Source organism: Shewanella sp. SM23, from assembly GCF_025654295.1.
In the GTDB taxonomy this organism is placed as follows: Bacteria; Pseudomonadota; Gammaproteobacteria; order Enterobacterales; family Shewanellaceae; genus Shewanella; species Shewanella oncorhynchi.
The window spans coordinates 116,624-135,307 of the sequence record NZ_JAKKRM010000009.1; the positions used below are offsets into that span (position 1 = coordinate 116,624).

Annotated in this window: 17 protein-coding genes; 4 read left to right on the forward strand and 13 right to left on the reverse strand. The window is 46.3% G+C overall.

What is annotated here, in order from left to right; translation table 11 throughout:
* Positions 1–21 precede the first annotated feature (21 nt).
* Both L5L98_RS12925 and L5L98_RS12930 read left to right on the forward strand, forming a co-directional pair.
* Positions 22–906, forward strand: a complete 885-nt coding sequence (locus L5L98_RS12925; protein WP_263141402.1) for a DsbA family protein — start codon at positions 22–24, stop codon at positions 904–906.
* Between the two features lie 25 nt (positions 907–931).
* Positions 932–1,456, forward strand: a complete 525-nt coding sequence (locus L5L98_RS12930; RefSeq protein WP_219254368.1) for a protein disulfide oxidoreductase — start codon at positions 932–934, stop codon at positions 1,454–1,456.
* A gap of 111 nt (positions 1,457–1,567) precedes the next feature.
* Here L5L98_RS12930 and cyoE read toward each other — a convergent pair whose 3' ends face one another.
* The 6 genes from cyoE to L5L98_RS12960 all read right to left on the reverse strand — a co-directional run bounded on the left by cyoE (position 1,568) and on the right by L5L98_RS12960 (position 7,141).
* The gene (gene cyoE / locus L5L98_RS12935) at positions 1,568–2,500 is read right to left on the reverse strand and encodes a heme o synthase (protein WP_263141405.1); all 933 of its coding nucleotides are present in this window, start codon (positions 2,498–2,500) and stop codon (positions 1,568–1,570) included.
* A gap of 13 nt (positions 2,501–2,513) precedes the next feature.
* Positions 2,514–2,855, reverse strand: coding sequence for a cytochrome o ubiquinol oxidase subunit IV (gene cyoD, locus L5L98_RS12940; RefSeq protein WP_168826283.1), 342 nt, complete (start codon positions 2,853–2,855; stop codon positions 2,514–2,516).
* Positions 2,855–3,475, reverse strand: coding sequence for a cytochrome o ubiquinol oxidase subunit III (gene cyoC / locus L5L98_RS12945; protein ID WP_011787513.1), 621 nt, complete (start codon positions 3,473–3,475; stop codon positions 2,855–2,857). Before cyoC ends, cyoD begins: the two co-directional genes overlap by 1 nt.
* Position 3,476: 1 nt before the next feature.
* Positions 3,477–5,456 carry a cytochrome o ubiquinol oxidase subunit I gene (gene cyoB, locus L5L98_RS12950; RefSeq protein WP_173248333.1) on the reverse strand — a complete coding sequence of 660 codons (1,980 nt, stop codon included), beginning with the start codon at positions 5,454–5,456 and terminating at the stop codon, positions 3,477–3,479.
* A 2-nt stretch (positions 5,457–5,458) separates the two neighbouring features.
* On the reverse strand, positions 5,459–6,562 hold the full coding sequence (gene cyoA / locus L5L98_RS12955) for a ubiquinol oxidase subunit II (RefSeq protein WP_263141412.1): 1,104 nt from the start codon (positions 6,560–6,562) through the stop codon (positions 5,459–5,461).
* Positions 6,563–6,751: 189 nt separating this feature from the next.
* The gene (locus L5L98_RS12960; protein ID WP_317633955.1) at positions 6,752–7,141 is read right to left on the reverse strand and encodes a hypothetical protein; all 390 of its coding nucleotides are present in this window, start codon (positions 7,139–7,141) and stop codon (positions 6,752–6,754) included.
* A 614-nt stretch (positions 7,142–7,755) separates the two neighbouring features.
* On the opposite strand from L5L98_RS12960, the gene L5L98_RS12965 reads away from it, so the two are divergent.
* Together L5L98_RS12965 and L5L98_RS12970 are read left to right on the forward strand one after the other, a co-directional pair.
* The gene (locus L5L98_RS12965; RefSeq protein WP_263141416.1) at positions 7,756–11,403 is read left to right on the forward strand and encodes an EAL domain-containing protein; all 3,648 of its coding nucleotides are present in this window, start codon (positions 7,756–7,758) and stop codon (positions 11,401–11,403) included.
* A gap of 97 nt (positions 11,404–11,500) precedes the next feature.
* Positions 11,501–11,977: a cytoplasmic protein gene (locus L5L98_RS12970; RefSeq protein WP_263141419.1), complete on the forward strand. Its 477-nt coding sequence runs from the start codon at positions 11,501–11,503 to the stop codon at positions 11,975–11,977.
* 24 nt (positions 11,978–12,001) lie between these two features.
* Here L5L98_RS12970 and L5L98_RS12975 read toward each other — a convergent pair whose 3' ends face one another.
* The 7 genes from L5L98_RS12975 to L5L98_RS13005 all read right to left on the reverse strand — a co-directional run bounded on the left by L5L98_RS12975 (position 12,002) and on the right by L5L98_RS13005 (position 18,601).
* Complete coding sequence (locus L5L98_RS12975; RefSeq protein ID WP_168826299.1) at positions 12,002–13,066, reverse strand: sulfate/molybdate ABC transporter ATP-binding protein; 1,065 nt, start codon at positions 13,064–13,066, stop codon at positions 12,002–12,004.
* 27 nt (positions 13,067–13,093) lie between these two features.
* Positions 13,094–13,945 (reverse strand): sulfate ABC transporter permease subunit CysW, encoded by an 852-nt coding sequence (cysW, locus tag L5L98_RS12980; protein WP_198572436.1) that lies wholly within the window; start codon positions 13,943–13,945, stop codon positions 13,094–13,096.
* A 4-nt stretch (positions 13,946–13,949) separates the two neighbouring features.
* Complete coding sequence (cysT, locus tag L5L98_RS12985) at positions 13,950–14,774, reverse strand: sulfate ABC transporter permease subunit CysT (RefSeq protein WP_263141424.1); 825 nt, start codon at positions 14,772–14,774, stop codon at positions 13,950–13,952.
* Positions 14,775–14,842: 68 nt separating this feature from the next.
* On the reverse strand, positions 14,843–15,856 hold the full coding sequence (locus L5L98_RS12990) for a sulfate ABC transporter substrate-binding protein (protein WP_263141427.1): 1,014 nt from the start codon (positions 15,854–15,856) through the stop codon (positions 14,843–14,845).
* Between the two features lie 89 nt (positions 15,857–15,945).
* Positions 15,946–16,119: a YezD family protein gene (locus tag L5L98_RS12995; protein WP_011790691.1), complete on the reverse strand. Its 174-nt coding sequence runs from the start codon at positions 16,117–16,119 to the stop codon at positions 15,946–15,948.
* 69 nt (positions 16,120–16,188) lie between these two features.
* Complete coding sequence (locus tag L5L98_RS13000; protein WP_263141432.1) at positions 16,189–16,839, reverse strand: alpha/beta hydrolase; 651 nt, start codon at positions 16,837–16,839, stop codon at positions 16,189–16,191.
* 259 nt (positions 16,840–17,098) lie between these two features.
* A complete protein-coding gene (locus tag L5L98_RS13005; protein WP_263141434.1) occupies positions 17,099–18,601 on the reverse strand; it encodes a DUF3300 domain-containing protein in 1,503 nt (500 codons plus the stop codon).
* Positions 18,602–18,684 lie beyond the last annotated feature (83 nt).

The window sequence follows — 18,684 nt, forward strand, 5'->3', positions numbered from 1 at the left end:
TTAAGACAATGGAAATCGATTATGAAACAGACAATTGAAGCACAAAACAACACTGAATCAATGCAGAAAACTCAAGCCATTGGAGGCACCCAAATGTCGAAATTTAGCTCTTTATTCAAACATCGCAAGTTACAGATGTTTGCTGTCTCGGGTGTCGCCATGGCAATGCTGGTGGTTTCCTTGCCTTCGGTGAGCACCATGACCTATGCCAAAGACAGCAGTTTATCGGCGGCCCAGCAGCAAGAGGTGCGAGCGATTCTTAAAGATGCCTTGATCAATGATCCTGACCTAATGAGAGAAGCAATTATTGCGTGGCAAGCAAGGGAGCAAGAGGGGGCCAATACAGCCATGCAAACGAGCCTAGTGACCCACCATAAAGCCATGTATGAGACCAAAAGCGATCCGTGGAAGGGCTCTGCGACACCTGAGATTGAGATGGTGTACTTCACCGATTTTAACTGCCCATACTGCAAGAAAATCGAGCCTTCGCTGAACCAGCTGATTGAAGAATTTCCGCAGTTAAAAATCATAGTCAAAATGGTGCCGCTGCAGGGCGAAGGCTCTAAAATGGCGGTCGATTTTGCCCAAACGGTTTGGTTAAACGAGCCTGAAAAGTATCTCAAGGTGAAGGATATGTTGATGTCGAGTCCGCGTGGACTCGATGCCGCCGCCATCGCTAAGGTCGCTAAACTGACGGCAACTGAGCGTTGGGTCGGCAACACAGATGCGCGCGTGGCTAAAATGGTCGATGACAATGTTAATTTAATGAATGAGTTAGGCATAGGAGGCACGCCAAGTATGATAGTGGCCGATACGCTTATTCCCGGATTAGTGCCTTACGAAGTGTTAAAAGAGCAGCTCGAAGCCGCGATTGCCGCTAAAGATAAGACGCAGAAGAGCAGTTAAGATGCCGCCAAAGGAAACTGAAAATATGAGCGCCGAACAGGTTTCGACATCTTTACCTAAACGCATATTGGGCTGGATTAAGCAGCTGGCACTTTGGCTGCTCATTGCTCTTATCGTGACCAGCGTGATGGACATCTGGCGCGGCAAAGATATCCCGCGGGATAATTTGCCGCAGCTCCAAGGGACGACGTTGGCTGGGGAAGCACTTGATATTGCCAAGTTAAGCCAAGATCAGGCGGTATTAGTGTACTTCTGGGGCACTTGGTGCCCTGTGTGTAATTTTGTCAGCCCGGCAGTCAATCAAATGTCGGCCTATTACCCCGTGGTGACGGTTGCCATGAATTCGGGGGAGGATGAGAAACTGAGAAAATATCTTCAGCATCAAGGCTATGGCTTTGACACTATTAACGATAGTGACAGCAAGATTGCCCGTGATTGGTCATTGCAGGCGACGCCAACCATTATGATCTTTAAAGAGGGTGAGTTAAAACACTACACGACTGGCTTTACGAGCCTGCCTGGTATGTGGTGGCGAATGATGTTCACTTAGAAGTGATGCATCAGGGGCTGTTTTAGGAGAGAAAAAAAGCGCTAATCTTGGTTAGCGCTTTTGTATTATCAACTTATTTCAGGACTAGACAACTAGCTGAAAGCTTAGGGTTTACTTCACTAAAGTGAGTAGTGGTGCCTGACTCACAACTTGGAAGTCGAGCGCCATAGTCACACTGAGCGCCGTAATAGTGATGATTGAAAAACCAAATACTTGGCGAGCCCAGCGGTGCATGTCGACGCCGTGGCGATAACCTTTTAATGCCATGGCAAGCCACCACAGGCTGGTTGCGCAGGTGACTGCCATAAAGGCGATACCTGTATAACCCGCGAGTGGCAGCAGCGCACTGACTAAGGCGAACACGGCAATATAAAGCACGATATGCAGTTTTGCTTTGGTCATGCCTTCTGCAACCGGCAGCACAGGAATATTAGCGGCCGCATAGTCATTAAAACGGAAAATCGCGATGGCATAGGAATGTGGCATCTGCCATAGACTGAACATCAACAGCAAAATAGCTGCACCCATGTCCATTTGCCCTGTCACGCTGCAATAGCCAACCACGGGCGGTACTGCGCCCGAGAAGCTGCCAACCAAAGTGCCATACACTGAGTTACGTTTCATGTAGAGGCTATAAACCCCCACATAAACGATGTAACCAATAACGGCAAATAGCAGGGCTAATGCATTGGTAAACAAGGCTAAGATGCTAAAGCCTAACACACCTAAGGCGAGTCCAAATGCAAGTACGTTACCCACGGCAATTTCGCCCGTGACGGTCACGCGTTTGCAGGTTCGCTGCATTTTGGCGTCGATATCACGGTCAATACAGTTATTGACAGCGCAGCCCGAGGCTACAACCAAGGACAATCCTACTAAGCTCGCCAGCATCAAGACCAAATTTACGTCGCCTTTGGCGGCTAATAAAAAACCGCCAGCAACGGAAATCAGATTCCCGAAAATGATGCCAGGCTTAGTAACCTGCACATACCCTTTGAAGCGTGCTTTCCATTGCGGTGACATAAATCTGTCTTGTGTTTGCATAGACTGTTTCTCGTTACATCATCAAAGCGTTGGCTTCGAGTATGATCCACACCGACAGGCCGACGACCATGACAATAATCAGGGCGGTAAACAGGAAGGAGAAGGTATTTACTTTGCCTTCTTTCGAGAAATCTAAGTGCAAGAAGTACTTAAGATGTACCACTATCTGCACTATCGCCATCACTAGCACTAAGCTGAGGGTGGTCGCTTTCTCGAAGTGATGGGTCATTACGGCCCAAAATGGAATGGCGGTTAATACCACTGACAGCACAAAGCCCATTAGATATGACTTAATGCTCGCGGCCAGATCGTCAGTGCCATGGCTATGCTTATCAGTATGACTATGTGCGCTCATTACAGTGCTCCCAATAAATACACGACCGTGAATACACAAATCCACACTATGTCGAGGAAATGCCAGAACAGGCTTAAGCAGCTCAGGCGGGTGATGCTGCGATGACCTAAACCGGTTTTCGCCACTTCAATCATCATAATCGCCATCCAAATCAGACCTGCGGTCACGTGCAAGCCGTGCATACCGACAAGGGTGAAGAAGGACGACAGGAAAGCGCTACGCTGTGGGCCATTGCCGTGTTCAATCAGGTGATGGAACTCATAGACTTCCATCCCGATAAACACACAACCGAGGGCGAAGGTGACGAGTAACCAAGCCAAGGTCGCGGCTTTGTTATGGCGTTTAGCAAAAATCAGCGCCATGCCATAGGTAATACTACTAACGAGCAGGGCGGCAGTTTCGATCAGCACAAAGTCCAATTCGAAAATGTCTTTACCCGAAACGCCACCGTCCGTGTTCATGTAGAGCACAGCATAGGTTGCGAAAACCGAGGCAAACAAAATGCAGTCGGTCATCAGGTAAATCCAAAAACCAAACAGAGTGTTGCCACTCGTATCATGGTGTTCGTGATGATCTTCTGCGTGAGCTACTTCTAAATCTGCTGGGATTGCAATACTCATATCAGCCCCTTACTACATTGTTTAAGTGGGCATTTTCAATGCGAGCCACTTCATCGGGTTGCACGTAATAGTCGACGTCATTGTTATAGGCACGGAATAAGAACACGATAAACGCGCCCACTAAGCCCACAATGGCTAACCAGAGAATGTGCCAAATAGCGGCAAAACCCGCGGCAGTGATCCCCAGCGCCATTAAGATACCGCTTGAGGTATTTTTCGGCATATGGATTGGCTGATAGTGTTTGAGGCCTTGATAAGCCAAGCCTTTTTCTTTCGCATCGGTAAAGGCATCGATATCAGCAACCTGTGGCAGCTTAGCGAAGTTATAGAACTGCGGTGGGGAAGCGGTTGACCACTCTAAAGTATGGCCATTCCATGGATCGCCCGTAGTATCGCGGTTTTGGTCGCGGTCACGGATACTCACGTACAGTTGGATAAACTGCAGAATGATACCGACCATGATGATGCAAGCACCCACGGCGGCTAAGTAGATCCACAGGTTCCATGCTGGGTTATCCGTATGACTAATTCGGCGCGTCATACCCATAAAGCCTAATACGTACAGCGGCATAAAGGCCACGTAGAAACCGATTTGCCAGCACCAGAATGACGCTTTACCTAAACGTTCATTCAAGTGGAAACCTGTCGCTTTCGGGAACCAGTAAGCAAAGCCAGCTAAGTAACCAAATACCGCACCACCAATAATAGTGTTATGGAAATGCGCGATTAAAAACAAACTGTTATGTAGAACGTAATCGGCTCCCGGTAAGGCTAATAGCACACCTGTCATACCGCCTATGGTGAAAGTCACCATAAAGCCTAGCGTCCACAACACAGGTACAGTTAACCGTAGGCGGCCACGGTAGATAGTGAACAACCAGTTAAACAGTTTCACCCCGGTTGGAACCGCAATCACCATAGTCATCACCCCGAAGAAAGCGTTGACGTTGGCACTTGAGCCCATAGTGAAGAAGTGGTGTAACCAAACGATGAAACCTAAAATTGAAATCGCACCGCTCGCCCACACCATAGAGGTGTAACCGAACAAACGCTTAGCCGTAAAGGTTGAGATCACCTCGGAGAAAATACCAAAAGCAGGCAAAATCAGGATGTAAACCTCAGGATGTCCCCACGCCCAAAATAGGTTGATATACATCATGGCGTTACCGCCACCGTCATTGGTGAAAAAGTGGAAATCCATGTAACGGTCGAGCGTTAACATGGCTAACACGGCGGTTAAGATTGGGAATGACGCGACGATCAGTATGTTCGCCCAAGTACAAGTCCAAGTGAAGATTGGCATTTGCATCAGCTTCATGCCTGGGGCACGCATCTTCAGTACGGTGGCGATAAAGTTCACCCCGGTTAAGGTCGTCCCTATGCCTGAAATTTGCAGTGCCCAGATATAGTAATCGACTCCAACCCCCGGACTGTAAGCCAGCTCTGAGAGGGGGGGATACGCCACCCAACCTGTCTTAGCAAATTCACCTAAACCCAATGAAATATTGATCAGCACAGCGCCAGAGGCGGTCAGCCAGAAACTGAGGTTATTCAAGAAGGGGAAGGCAACGTCGCGTGCGCCAATCTGCAGCGGCACTACTAAGTTCATTAGACCTATCATAAATGGCATCGCCATAAAGATAATCATGATCACGCCGTGGGCGGTGAAGATCTGGTCGTAATGTTCTGGCGGCAGATAACCTGCGGCGCCGTTGGTGGCGAGTGCTTGCTGGGTACGCATCATAATGGCATCGGAGAAGCCACGAATGAGCATCACCAAAGCCAACACTATGTACATGATACCGAGGCGTTTATGGTCAACTGAGGTTAACCAATTATTCCAGAGTACACTCCATTTTTTGTGTTTAGTGATCAAGGCTGCGATATACAAACCTACCACAGCGACGACCGCTAGGGTCACCATGATGATGGGCTCGTGATACGGAATCGCATCTAAGCTTAATTTACCGAGAAATGACATGATTACTCCGCCTCCACTTTGTGAGTGGATGAGTGCTCTAATGATGAAGGTTCTGTGGATGAGTCTTGTGTTAATGACGGTACAGAAGGTGTTGAGCTATCCATGTCGGCCATGTTCTGTGTATTTTCCATCGCGTGCTCGCCTGCCATATGTGCCATGTCGTGCATACCTTTCATGTCTGCCATGTCAGATGTGTGCTCAGTGCCCATGTGTTCCATGCCTGCGTGCATGTCCATTCCTTCGTGACCTTTCATGCCCTCATGTGAGTCCATGTGCATGTATTGCATCACGATTTGGTCAAACATCCCTTTGCTCACTGAGCCAAAGTATTCAACTGGATTGTATTCACTCGGTTTAGCCAGTGTGGCATAGGCCGCTGAGTCCAATGTCTTGCCCTGTTGTTTTAACTTGGCAACCCATGCCTCGAAGTCAGCAGGTGTTTGAGTGGCAATCGCTTTAAACTTCATGCCCGCAAATCCAGCGCCGCTGTAGTTAGCCGAGATACCGTCGAAGGTGCCTGGCTCGTTAGCGATCAAATGCAATTTAGTGGTCATGCCCGCCATAGAATAAATCTGGCTGCCTAACTGAGGGATGAAGAAGGAGTTCATCGCAGTGTCAGAGGTGATCTTAAAGTTCACCGGCACATTGGCCGGGAACGCCAACTCATTGACCGATGCCACGCCTTGTTCTGGGTAAATGAATAACCATTTCCAGTCCAGCGACACTACTTCAACCGTGACGGGTTTAGCTTCGTGTTCTAAAGGTTTATAGGGATCAAGATCATGGGTCGAACCCCAAGTGATCACACCGAGCACTATCACGATCACAATCGGCACTATCCACACTACGGTTTCAATCGCCGTTGAGTGTGCCCATTTAGGCGCGTAGATTTCCTGATCACGGCCATCGCGGTATTTCCACGCGAAGTACAATGTCATGGCAATCACAGGGATAACGACAATGAGCATGAGTAGGGTGGCGACGATAATCAGGTGTTTTTCATCGATACCGATTTGGCCCTTAGGGTCCAACACACCGCCATCACAACCCGCGAGCATGAGTGCTACTGCCGCGATTGCTGCTTTACTTAATTTTCGAATTAACAAAGGAAGATTCCTCTAACCCTAAGGTTTACAACTCTGCCAAGCATTAACCGGCAGTCGCACTAAGCGGCGTTATCTGAGCGCAAATCCTGAGACCCAAGAGGCATGACACAACAATGTGCCGCCATTCCGAGGCAAATCTAAGATCAGCTTTCAGCGCTTAATGCTTAATTTGAATTTAAAAACAGAGGGTTAAAATGGCGGAGCGCGACAACCGTGGGCGGTATGTTCGAGGGATTTTAGCCTTGGGGGTGCTAAAAAAAGTGAAGCGTTAGTTAAATCGAGATGATTGAAAAATTTGAAGCAGCAGTCGATTAAATGCCATAACTGCAGGATAACGAGGGGGTTGAGCAATAATAGGCTGAGCAGACTGGCGCCGATAAACTCGACTAAAAAGCCATTGCTGAGGCTGATTAATTCACTAATATCGACACAACCGCCGATCAACACGGATAAAACGTCAGCAATAGGCAGCACAAACAATAACCCGAAAAACAGGGTTAGATTTGTCATGCTAAAGGTTGAAAGCCGAATAGTTAGGTTCAATCTTTCAGCAATGAATTGGCTAAGAGCTAATTTCAATTAATGAGTCCGGCTGAACGGGAAAAGGAGTCAGTTGGCAGAACAAAAAATATTCAGCATGTAACTTTTTTATGCGGCAGGAGGATACCAAGAAGCGGCTATTGAATGAAAGCGGATCCCCGTAGTAAAAGGGCTTTAGCATTAAAAAAACCTTAATTAAAACTAAATTTGATCGTTAACTTTACAAAATTAACAGAATTTAAACTGATTTCGTTCTCATAAAATAAAAAATTGTGAAGCCTCTCATTTATTCATTTTAACTAAAGTTGATTTGCTTGTGGTGTCATTGAGTTGATTACAGCCCCTATAAACATGTTAGCTTTACCCGCAAAAAGACTAAGCTTAACTTCTATGGCGGGCTAATGTTGCCGATAGTTGTCTTGATGGGTTAGCTTGTTTGTCGCAAGATTGGGCTCGCCAAGTTTGGCTGTGTGATTAAGTGCATTTGAGATCGGCATCCCAAATAAAAACATCACGTTAAATGAGTGATTGCGTCAGTCATTTACGCTATTTACATTAGATAAACCGATTATTAAACTGTGAACTTATCTCGCCCCTGATATGTGCTTGAGATTGAGCCTGTGAGTAGGGCATGATGCTTCTCAATTCTTGAAGTGCGTCAGCATGAAGGACTACACATAAAGTCATTTATCCCATACCTTAAGGTAAACATTTTCATCGCCTTAGCTTACATTGTTGTAGGTAAATTAGGCTTGATGATTGCTTTACCGCCCGGATATTCTGCTGCAATTTGGCCTGCCGCAGGTATTGCTATTGCCGCTTGTGTTTTATGGAAAGAATATGCGCCTTGGATTGGCGTGTTTATTGGTTCCTTGCTGATCAACATCAATATTGGCGGGCATATCCATTTTGGTTGGTTACCCTTTGCCATCTCGATTGGAACTTGTATACAGGCTGTGCTTTCAGCCCATGTTCTTGGGCGAGTCGATCATTTATTCACCTTAGATAATCCTAATACCGTCATTAAATCCTGCTTGAGCTTAGCCTTCACTTGTATTGTGGCGACCGTTTTTGGCAACAGTGCCTTAGTGATCCACGGTACGATTCCACAGTCAGATTTACTGGGAAGTTTAGTGAATTGGTGGACGGGGGATTTGCTCGGCGCTGTGATTTTTATCCCTCTGACTATGTTGTTATTTGATAAGCGAGTTATTTGGCGTTCTCGCCGCATTCAGACGGGTGTGCCTTTGCTGGTGGGTTTTTTATTTTGCGTGGGGATTTATTACTACTCTGATATGAACCAGCGCCAACAGTTACAGGATAAGTTTCAGATCCAATCTAATGCCGTGATTAGTAATATTGAAAGTTTTCAAGATGCTAACCTGCAGCAAATCGTTGCCTTAGCGAGCTTGTTTGATAATAGCGATCAGGTTTCTGAGGATGAGTTTATACAGTTTGGCAAACGAAATATGTTGATGAAAGATGGCTTTAGAGCTTGGTCTTGGTCACCGCTTGTGGCGGCAGCCGATCAGCAAAGTTTTGAGGCATCCATTCGTTCTGTGGTTGGTGGTTCCTACAAAGTGACTCGTCCCGAAGGCTGGCAGGCGAATACTGATGGTTGGCTAGTCCCTGTGATGTATATTCAGCCGCAGATAGGTAATGAAGCGGCCTTGGGATTAGATCTCAATAGTGAGCCGACGCGAGCCGCAGCCATCGCAAAAGTGCGTGCGACGTTAGCACCCGTGATGACAGCCAAGATTCAATTAGCACAAGATCCCAATGGCCCTGGTGGCACCTTACTCATTGCTCCTGCTTTTGACCGATTGGGTAAGATCTCAGGGTTTTGTTCAGCTGTAATTGATTTGCAAGGCATTATTGATGATGTTGATAGTGTAAAAGGGTTGCAGTGGCAACTGACAGATATGAGTGCGGGCGGTACCTTACTTTATAGCAATACTCAAAAATCGTTTCCCGAATTTAGCAGCAAGCTCTTCAGCGATAAAACTGGGCAGTATTTTCAGGCAAATCTGATGTTAGCTGATCGTCATTGGCATATAGTGATTTATCAATCCTATGCGGTACTGATGGGCGATACTTTTAGCTTATCGCTACTGATGCTTCTGCTCGCCTTTATCACTTGTGCGGTCGTGGGCGGTATGACACTGGTTTCCTCCGGCGAGCGCCAACGTATTGCCGAAAAAGTGACAGAAAAAACCATGGCATTGTCGAAGGAAATTGCCCGCCGTCAGGCTTTTCAAGCTACCTTGGTCGAAAGTGAGCAAAAATATCGAAACCTATTTGATAAGGCCCCAGTGGGGCATGTGCTTAAACGTTTAGACGATGGTCAATTTGTGGCGATTAACCCCGCCTTTCAAGCGATTACGGGTTATTCACTCGATGAGCTTAATCAACTTGATCCTTGGGTTCTTACCCCAAAGCGTTATCAATTAAGTGAAGATGAGCAATTAGAGCGCTTAAAGCAGACGCGCCGTTACGGCCCCTATCAGAAGCATTATTTACATAAAAATGGCCAATTAGTTGCGGTGCGCCTTAACGGGGCTTTAGTTACTGGTGCCAATGGTGAACAGCTAATTTTGTTTATCGTCGAAGATATTACCGAGCAGGAGCGTACCGTTGCGCGGGTAAATCTCTTGGCGCAAGTATTTCAGCAGAGTGGTGAAGGCATCACGATTATGGATGCCAACGATATTATTGTGGATGTGAATAGCGCATTTTCTCAGATCACGGGTTATTCCCGAGAGGACATTATTGGTAAAAACTGCCGTTTTATAGAGGCTGAACGAACGGATAAAAGTATCGATTCTCAAGTCCGTGCTGCCCTCGAGCAAACGGGTTTCTGGCAAGGTGAAGTCTGGGATAGGCATAAACAAGGCTACGATTTCCCGAAATGGTTGATGATGTCTGTGGTGCGGGATGATTCTGGTGCTGTGAGTCACTATATTGGCAGCTTTACCGATATCAGTGAGCGTAAAGTCAGTGAGGAACGCATTCATTTCCTTGCCCATCATGACTCTTTGACCTTATTGCCTAATCGACTGAGCTTGCAGTCGCGCCTCGAAGTGGTGTTTAAGGATGCTCTGGTATCCCACAGCCAAATAGCGGTAATGTTTATCGACATGGACCACTTTAAAAATATCAACGATACCTTGGGCCATCATGTGGGCGATCAACTGCTGCTAGAGGTTGCCCGACGTTTGAAATACATCGTTGGTGATAATGATACTGTGGCGCGTTTGGGGGGCGATGAGTTTGTGGTTGCCTTGTCTGATACAAACCATGATGAAGTGGCCAGTTTAGCCGAGGCGCTGCGCAGTGGTTTGAGTCAAACCTATGTGATTAATAATCAAGCATTACATTCGTCGCCAAGTATAGGGATCAGTTTATTTCCCAATGATGGTGACAGTGTTGAAGCCTTGATGAAAAATGCCGATATGGCCATGTACCGCGCAAAAGCGGCTGGACGCAATAACTATCAATTCTTTACTGCGGCAATGAACACTTTGATCACTGAGCGCCAGCATATTGAAACTGGCCTGAGGCAAGTGTTAGCAAACGACGAATTACGACTGCATTATCAGCCACAAATTGATATTAGAAGCGGGCAAGTGGTCAGTGTCGAAGCGCTTGTGCGCTGGCAGCATCCCGAATTTGGCATGATAGCGCCTGACCGTTTTATTCCCATTGCCGAAGAGATCGACATGATCATCCCAATTGGTCAATGGGTGTTAGAAACGGCGATGGCGCAACTTGCTGTCTGGCGTGCTGCGGGTGCCACTGAGTTGCGAATGGCAGTGAATCTGTCAGCGCATCAACTCCGTAAGGATACGATAGTCGCCGATATTACCAATGTGCTGGTGAAGCATAAGTTGGGCAAAGGCGCGCTGGAGCTGGAGATTACCGAGAGTGTGGCGATGCAATATCCTGAGCAGAATGCGCGCCTATTAGCGGAATTACGTCAACATGGTATCGAGCTCGCCATCGATGATTTTGGTACAGGATATTCCTCTTTATCCTATTTGAAACTCTTGCCCTTAGACAGGTTAAAGCTCGACCGATCCTTTGTGAAGGATATTGAGACCGACTCGAACGATGCAGCCATTAGCGCTGCAACTATTTCTATGTCCCATGAATTGGGGTTAACTGTGGTCGCTGAAGGGGTTGAAAACGAGGCGCAATTGGTATTATTGTCGAGCATGGGGTGCGACTTAGTGCAAGGGTTTTACTTTAGTAAACCCTTAGCGGCAGAAGAGTGTTTCCGCTTTATCCAGCGTAATTTATAACGGCAGAGTGTTGTTGTTTTTCTAATGCTGGCGCAGAGTTGGACTATACTTGAGTTCGCATTATGCATGCGTTAATCAAAATACTAAGGATGGTTTTATGCAAGTCATCTTCACTAAAGGTACTCAGCGTTATGGCCAGTTGCGCTGCGTGCGCATGGACGGTAGTGCGACTCAAACCCAAATGCCAGAACAGGGCATTGCTCCCCACGATATGATTCATTATGTGGTTGAAAAACGTCTGCATATTCAAGGGGCTTTCTTCTCGCAGATCAGAGCTGGCGCCGATATCAGCTTCGCCTTGGAACATAATGAAACCTCCCGCGCTATCGCAGATAAAACGGAAGTGTGGCAAACCGAATCCATAGTCGAGACCTTGCAGTCGCTACTCTGGTCGGGCGAAACGCCAACCTATGACGGCTTTATTTATCTGTTAGAGCAAGCCTGTAGCAGTCGAGACTTAGCCGTTCCTACTGTTAACCAAACAGATTTTGATCATATTCTCAATGAGATTATGGATTTGAGTGTTGAGTGGCAGGGAATGGGAGAAGGTCAGTCCTTGACCTTGAAGTTCTGATCTATTGATTATGGCGGTGAGTGGCTAAATGCCTTCCCCTAAAAAGACTTTGGTATAGCGTGGCTGGATCCAAGCGCTATCACCTTTGTTTATGCCAAGCTGTTTAAATTGCACTTTAGATAATTCAACATGGATCAGTTGGTTATCTAGCTCAGTTAGGACTTCTAATCTCACTGCAGGGCCAACTATGGTCACTAAGTCTAAACTGACTTTAAGGGCATTTTCAGTTGGTTGTGTCAGTACCTCGATTTCGTGTGGGCGAACATAGGCCAAGCCTTGTTGCTCTTCGCTAATTGTGTGTTCAGGTGAGGGTATGTGGATATTGCCTATAGTGCTATGCCCTTGTTTTACCCGGGCATGAAATAGGTTCACATTGCCAAGAAACTCGTACACAAAAGGATTGCTTGGATTATCATAGACTTCTTCTGGCGTACCTTGCTGCTCGATACGACCTTGATTCATCACTACAATTTTATCTGCGACTTCGAGTGCTTCTTCCTGATCATGGGTCACAAATACGGTAGTGACATTAATCTCATCGTGTAAGCGTCTTAACCAGCGGCGTAATTCTGCGCGGACTTTTGCATCGAGCGCGCCAAAGGGTTCGTCTAACAGTAGAACCTTAGGTTCGACCGCAAGCGCGCGGGCGAGTGCGATGCGTTGCCTTTGACCGCCTGAAAGTTGTGATGGATAGCGATTAGCAGTCCAATCTAATTGGACGAGTTTGAGTAATGAATGCACCTTATCGGCAATGTCTGCCTTACTCGGACGTGTTTTTCGTGGTCTGACTGTGAGTCCATAGGCGACATTTTCGAATACAGTCATATGTTTAAATAGGGCGTAATGTTGGAATACAAAACCGACACCGCGTTCACTCACATGCTGTGTGGTGATGTCTTCGCCATTAAATCTGACTATGCCACTGTCGGCCTGTTCGAGTCCGGCAATAATCCTGAGTAAAGTTGTTTTGCCTGAGCCGGATGGGCCTAAAAGGGCTGTCAGCTCTCCGGTTTTGATCTCTAAATTGACCGAGTCCACGGCAACAAAATCACTAAAACGCTTATTAACTTGTTGAATGTGTATGCTCATAATGCTCTGTTCCCAAGGACGTTGCGTTTAGTTAATTTGATGTTTGCGCTCATCTTTCCACTCCACAAGGCTTTTCAGCACTATAGTGACCAGTGCTAAACCTGTGAGCAGGGATGACACGGCAAACGCGGCCGTAAACATGTATTCGTTATAAAGCACTTCTATGTGTAGCGGCATAGTATTGGTCTCACCGCGAATGCGCCCAGAGACCACTGCTACCGCCCCAAACTCGCCCATAGCACGGGCATTACACAGGATCACGCCGTAGAGTAAGCCCCACTTAATGTTAGGCAGTGTGACGTACCAAAAGGTCTTTAAACCACTGGCACCTAGGGTGAGTGAGGCCTCTTCTTCATCTTTGCCCTGTTGTTGCATCAGTGGGATGAGTTCACGGGCAATAAAGGGTAAAGTGCCGAACATGATGACAATGACTATGCCCGGAACGGCAAAAATCACTTTTAAATCATGGGCAGCAAGCCAAGGCCCAAACCAGCCTTGGGCACCGAAGAGGATCACAAAAATCAGCCCGACCACTACGGGTGAAATGGCGAAGGGCATATCGATTATCGAGATCAGTATGGTTTTGCCTCTAAACTCAAATTTAGCAATGGCCCAAGCGATGGCGACACCAAAAATAGCATTAGTGGGTACAACAATAATTAACACTAACAAGGTGAGGCGAATGGAAGCGAGCGCATCGGGATCGGTCACGGCTTGCCACCAGACCTTGAGACCCGCTTCGAAGGCGCCGTAGAGCACAACCGCTAATGGCAAAACCAGAAACAGTGCGAGAAAGCTTAATGCGATCCCGATTAAACTCCACTTTATCCAAGGTGCCTCAGTGGTAGCGTGATGATTTACAGTCGATATTTGACCCATAGACTTAACCTCTTTTACTCGCCCACCACTGTAGGCTATTAATTAATAACAATAAGAGGAAAGCTGCTGCGAGCATGACCACGCCGATAGCCGCTGCGCCGTTATAGTCATATTGCTCAGCTTTGGACACTATCAGTAGCGGAGTAATTTCGGTGCGATAGGGCAAATTGCCCGAGATAAAAATGACGGAACCATATTCGCCCACTGCACGTGCAAAGGCTAAGGCATAACCCGTTAATAATGCAGGTAATATCGCAGGTAGGATTACTCTTCTTATGGTGGTTAATCGATTAGCACCGAGGGATGCTGAGGCTTCTTCAAGTTCCTTTGAAAAGTCAGCCAAAACCGGTTGCACTGTTCGTACGACAAAGGGCAATCCAATGTAAGTTAAGGCGATTACAACACCAATTTGACTGTAGGCGACTTTAATGCCCCATAAGTGTAAATATTGACCTACCCACCCGGTAGTCGAATAAAGCGTTACGAGCGCGATACCTGCGACAGCCGTCGGTAAGGCAAAAGGCAGATCGACTAAAGCATCGACGACTTTTTTACCAAAAAATTGATAACGTACTAACACCCAAGCGACGAGAGTCCCAAAAATGGCATTAATGCTGGCGCCAATAAAAGACGCCGTAAATGACAGCTTGTATGAGGCTACAACCTGAGGATGACTAATTGCGACCCAAAAGTCAGCCCAACTCATTTGCAGCGTAAACAGAACTAATCCGGCTACAGGAATAAGAAATAGCAAACTTAAATATAAAACTGAGAAGCCTAAGGTAATACCAAATCCAGGTAGCACAGATTTTATGACAACCTTGCTCATATCATTATTCCGTCGCGAGATAAGTGAAACTCATGGGCGGTTTCGTATGAGTGAAACCGCGTAAAAGATTACTTGCTAATCTTGGTTAAAATAGAATCGAATTGACCACCATCATTAAAATGCGTTTTTTGTGCTTTGTTCCAGCCACCAAAAACCTCATCAATGGTAAAGAGCGTCAGTTGTGGAAACTTGTCTTTGTATTGCAACTCAATGTCTGGGTTTGTCGGGCGATAAAAGTGTTTTGCGGCTAAGTGTTGTGCTTCATCAGTATAGAGATGTGCTAGGTAAGCTTCTGCTAACTTACGTGTCCCTTTGCGCTCGACATTTTTATCTACTACTGTAACTGGTGGCTCAGCAAGAATGCTGACACTTGGAACAATGATTTCAAATTCACCTTTTCCTAACTGCTCAACAGATAATATGGCTTCATTTTCCCAAGCGATGAACACATCGCCAATTTTTCGCTGTACAAAGGTATTGGTTGCGCCACGGGCGCCTGAGTCCAGCACAGGTACGTTTTTATAAATCTGAGTGACAAACTCTAACGCTTTTTCTTCTGAGCCGTATTGCTTCAGTGCATAACCCCAAGCAGCGAGATAGTTCCAGCGCGCCCCGCCTGAAGTCTTAGGATTTGGGGTAATGACTTCTACACCTTCACGAACTAAGTCATTCCAGTCATGGATATTTTTGGGATTTCCCTTGCGAACCAATAGCACTATGGTCGAGGTATAGGGCGAGCTATTGTGTGGCAGGCGACTTTGCCAATTTTCAGGAATTAAATCCGCTTTTTGCCTTAATGCATCAACGTCATAGGCCAGTGCCAGAGTGACAACATCCGCTTCTAATCCATCAATAACTGAGCGAGCTTGCGAGCCTGAACCACCGTGAGATTGACGTATGGTTGGGGCTTTATGGCCTTGTTTTTGCCAATATTGGCTAAAGAGTTGGTTATATTCCCGATAGAATTCACGGGTTGGATCATAGGAAACATTCAATAGCGTATCTTCAGCGAGTGCGAGAAAACTAGTAGAGGCCAAAACTAAGGTGAGTGTTGCTTTTTGTAGGTGAGATAAAATATTCATACCGAAATCCTCATATTATTTAATAAGGCTTCCGGTTGACCGGTCAGCGATGTGGTCTAACTGTGTTGATTGGGTGGTAAATTTCGTTTTTATTTCGACGGCGTAACTTGGTCTAAACGAATTTTTTCTTTCTTTTCTAATTGCACTAATTTCCCATGGTGAAAGGTTAATTCCACTGTCCCAAACTCAATTCTACCCAGTAGTTTTTCTAAACTATTGACGAGCAAGGGGATCACGGTTTGTAGATCTTCTTTGGTTGCCATATAAGTCCTCATGTAAGTGGTTTTTGACAACGTAATTGGAATTATAATCAAATATTGATAACTAAAAAGTTACATTTTGCGATTTGATATTCTTTTATGTAATAAGTGTGTCTTTTGTGTGTTTGAGTTTACGAGATCGTTAGACTGGCTCTGAGTTGCACTTTCTATTTGATAGATAAGATTACCAATAAGCACATCAATGAGGGGCCACTGTCCATGTCCGGAATCGACATTAATGTGGCCACTTAACCCTAAGTTGATTGTTGGGAATCCCAATTTTTTTGCCAGTTTTGCAGCTTGATTAAAGGGCATCCAAGGATCGTTTTCACTGGCAATGACAAGCCCAGTGACACCTAAGGGATGTCTTGGCAACAAGTGTTTGATCGTTTGAGTGCCATCGTGTTCAGGCAGAATGTGTCCATTCTCAGAAAATCGTGCTGGTGATGCTGGCGCGACTAAAATCGCTGCTGCTACCCGCTGTGGATGATGAGCGATGGCAAGGCTTGTCGCTAAACAGCCAAAACTGTGGGCGAGGATGAGGATTTCACCTTCGATTTGATCGATTGCGCGGCAAATGGCATTGGCCCAGATATGAATCTTAGGCTCCAATAGTGGTAAGTCATTGACCCATATAGCTGATTCATATTTTTGTGCAATCCAACTTTGCCAATGTAAAGGGCCGCTACCACCAAACCCTGGCACAATTAATAAGGTTGCCATATTTCATCCTCCAAGATGTGAGTTGATAAGAGAGCCAAATGACGACCGGATGAAGCCAGTTTGACTCGCACTCTGACTATATCTGCAAATTTGGTTATTAAAATTGTTATTTGTAGTTCATTTTGGAATATGAGATATATTTAGGATCTTAACTCTGGAGGAAGTTGCCTTTGTGAGGTGATGTTACAGATAAATAATCCATAAAAATGCCCAGTAAGAGGGTGAGTCTTCTGGGCACTCGTTTTCAGTTTATATCTTGTTATTCCCTATGACGGCGTTCTTGGCTTTGAGTTGATCGACCTTGGTTATGTTCTACCGAGCGAGCGGTTTGCGCATTTTGGCGTGGCTCACTTTGTCTCACTCTCACTTCTTCGCGTTGTCTAGGCGCCGCTTGTCTTGGTTGTTCAATCCGTTGTGGCTCTGTACGTCTTGTTTCAGGCCGTGGCGTTTCAACTCTTGGGGTCATAGTTCTTGGTTTTTCTTGCCTTTGTGACTGTGCCCTTTGTTGATCGATATTACGCGGTTGTGACTCCCGAGTTTGATATTGCCTTTGCTGAGACTCCTTCGATGGCATTGGTTTTGACTGCACGGGTCTTGATTGCGCGTCATTACGCTCCTTGTGAGTCGGCGTTTGTACCATAGTCGCAGATCGACGTTCCTTTAACTCGGCTTGCGTTTTCTGATAACTCGGCGTGCGGTTATCACGTTCACGGCTGACGTTGTGATAGTCTTTATTATCACGACTTTTATTGCCCTGATTACTCATATTACCCAGATTACTATGGGTATCTTGGCGTTCTTTAGACTTCGAATATTGGCTATTGAAGTGCTGTTTACTGCCGCTTGAGTGTGAATCTCTGCCGCGATATTTATCATCATGGTAATAGCGTTGTTTTACCACTGGATTGTGATAACTCACACCGCGTCTATGTTCGGGTTTATGTTTCCAAGGTTGTGCGCCATGGCTAACACTGTATCTTTCCCGTGGGCGATATCGGTGTGAATGGCGATAGTCGATCACCACCACTTTATGGTTGTGCCAGTGGAACGAACTGAAGAAGTAGTTAAAGGAAATATGGATGCCCGGTGACCAGTAGAAATGGTTATGACTCGGACGATAGGGATAGCCAGCATAGCCGCCAAATTCCCAATATACAGGTGGATAAGCCACACCCCAACGCCATGTGCCGTAAACCACGCGTGGATCGTAATAGGGGACGTAGACGATTTCTCGCTTCGCGGGTTCTATGATGATCTGATTGTTGGCGCGTGTAATTGCCATGTTATCCATGTCCGCTAAGCTATTCGCTTTATCAGCCTGTTGTCTTAGGGACTGAATGCTGTTCATCACTTGGCCTTCATCTTCTAAGAAGGCTTCACCGAGTCTTTGAGTCCATTCGAGATCTTCACTCATTTTTTGCAGCAGAGTCGGGAAGGCCAGCAAGGCTTTGACGCTCGGGTCCCAGTCCTGATCTTCGGCTTGCGACATAATTTGGTCGATCGATGATTTGGGGCGCTGGGTTAACCAACGCTGTGCCTGCACTATTTCGAGTGGATAAGTTGAAGCGATAAGTATGTGGGTCAGTAAGCTATCGGGATACAGGGCAATAGGCGCCAGCATTTGTTCGAGTTCGGCTTGGCTTGCCGCTGTGCTCGATCCTTGGCTCACAGATACGCCCGCAGCTTGGGCTGTGGTAGTGAAAGGCAAGGCCACTAATGCCGCCGTTAACACTAGCCAATTCCATCGATGTAGTCTGTTCATGGTTTGCTCCAATAATCCTGTTCGAGGATGTTATGGGCATATTAGGCGTGTGAATATGAACATAAGCTGAAAGTGTTTTGCGG

Excerpts from the sequence above, each read along its gene's own strand:
- L5L98_RS13005 (WP_263141434.1), bottom strand. The coding sequence starts at position 18,601 with ATGAACAGACTACATCGATGGAATTGGCTAGTGTTAACGGCGGCATTA.
- L5L98_RS12990 (WP_263141427.1), bottom strand. The coding sequence starts at position 15,856 with ATGAATATTTTATCTCACCTACAAAAAGCAACACTCACCTTAGTTTTG.
- cyoC (WP_011787513.1), bottom strand. The coding sequence starts at position 3,475 with ATGAGTATTGCAATCCCAGCAGATTTAGAAGTAGCTCACGCAGAAGAT.
- cyoB (WP_173248333.1), bottom strand. The coding sequence starts at position 5,456 with ATGTCATTTCTCGGTAAATTAAGCTTAGATGCGATTCCGTATCACGAG.
- L5L98_RS13000 (WP_263141432.1), bottom strand. The coding sequence starts at position 16,839 with ATGGCAACCTTATTAATTGTGCCAGGGTTTGGTGGTAGCGGCCCTTTA.
- L5L98_RS12970 (WP_263141419.1), top strand. The coding sequence starts at position 11,501 with ATGCAAGTCATCTTCACTAAAGGTACTCAGCGTTATGGCCAGTTGCGC.
- L5L98_RS12930 (WP_219254368.1), top strand. The coding sequence starts at position 932 with ATGAGCGCCGAACAGGTTTCGACATCTTTACCTAAACGCATATTGGGC.
- cyoE (WP_263141405.1), bottom strand. The coding sequence starts at position 2,500 with ATGCAAACACAAGACAGATTTATGTCACCGCAATGGAAAGCACGCTTC.
- cyoD (WP_168826283.1), bottom strand. The coding sequence starts at position 2,855 with ATGAGCGCACATAGTCATACTGATAAGCATAGCCATGGCACTGACGAT.
- cysW (WP_198572436.1), bottom strand. The coding sequence starts at position 13,945 with ATGGGTCAAATATCGACTGTAAATCATCACGCTACCACTGAGGCACCT.
- L5L98_RS12995 (WP_011790691.1), bottom strand. The coding sequence starts at position 16,119 with ATGGCAACCAAAGAAGATCTACAAACCGTGATCCCCTTGCTCGTCAAT.
- L5L98_RS12975 (WP_168826299.1), bottom strand. The coding sequence starts at position 13,066 with ATGAGCATACACATTCAACAAGTTAATAAGCGTTTTAGTGATTTTGTT.
- L5L98_RS12925 (WP_263141402.1), top strand. The coding sequence starts at position 22 with ATGAAACAGACAATTGAAGCACAAAACAACACTGAATCAATGCAGAAA.
- cysT (WP_263141424.1), bottom strand. The coding sequence starts at position 14,774 with ATGAGCAAGGTTGTCATAAAATCTGTGCTACCTGGATTTGGTATTACC.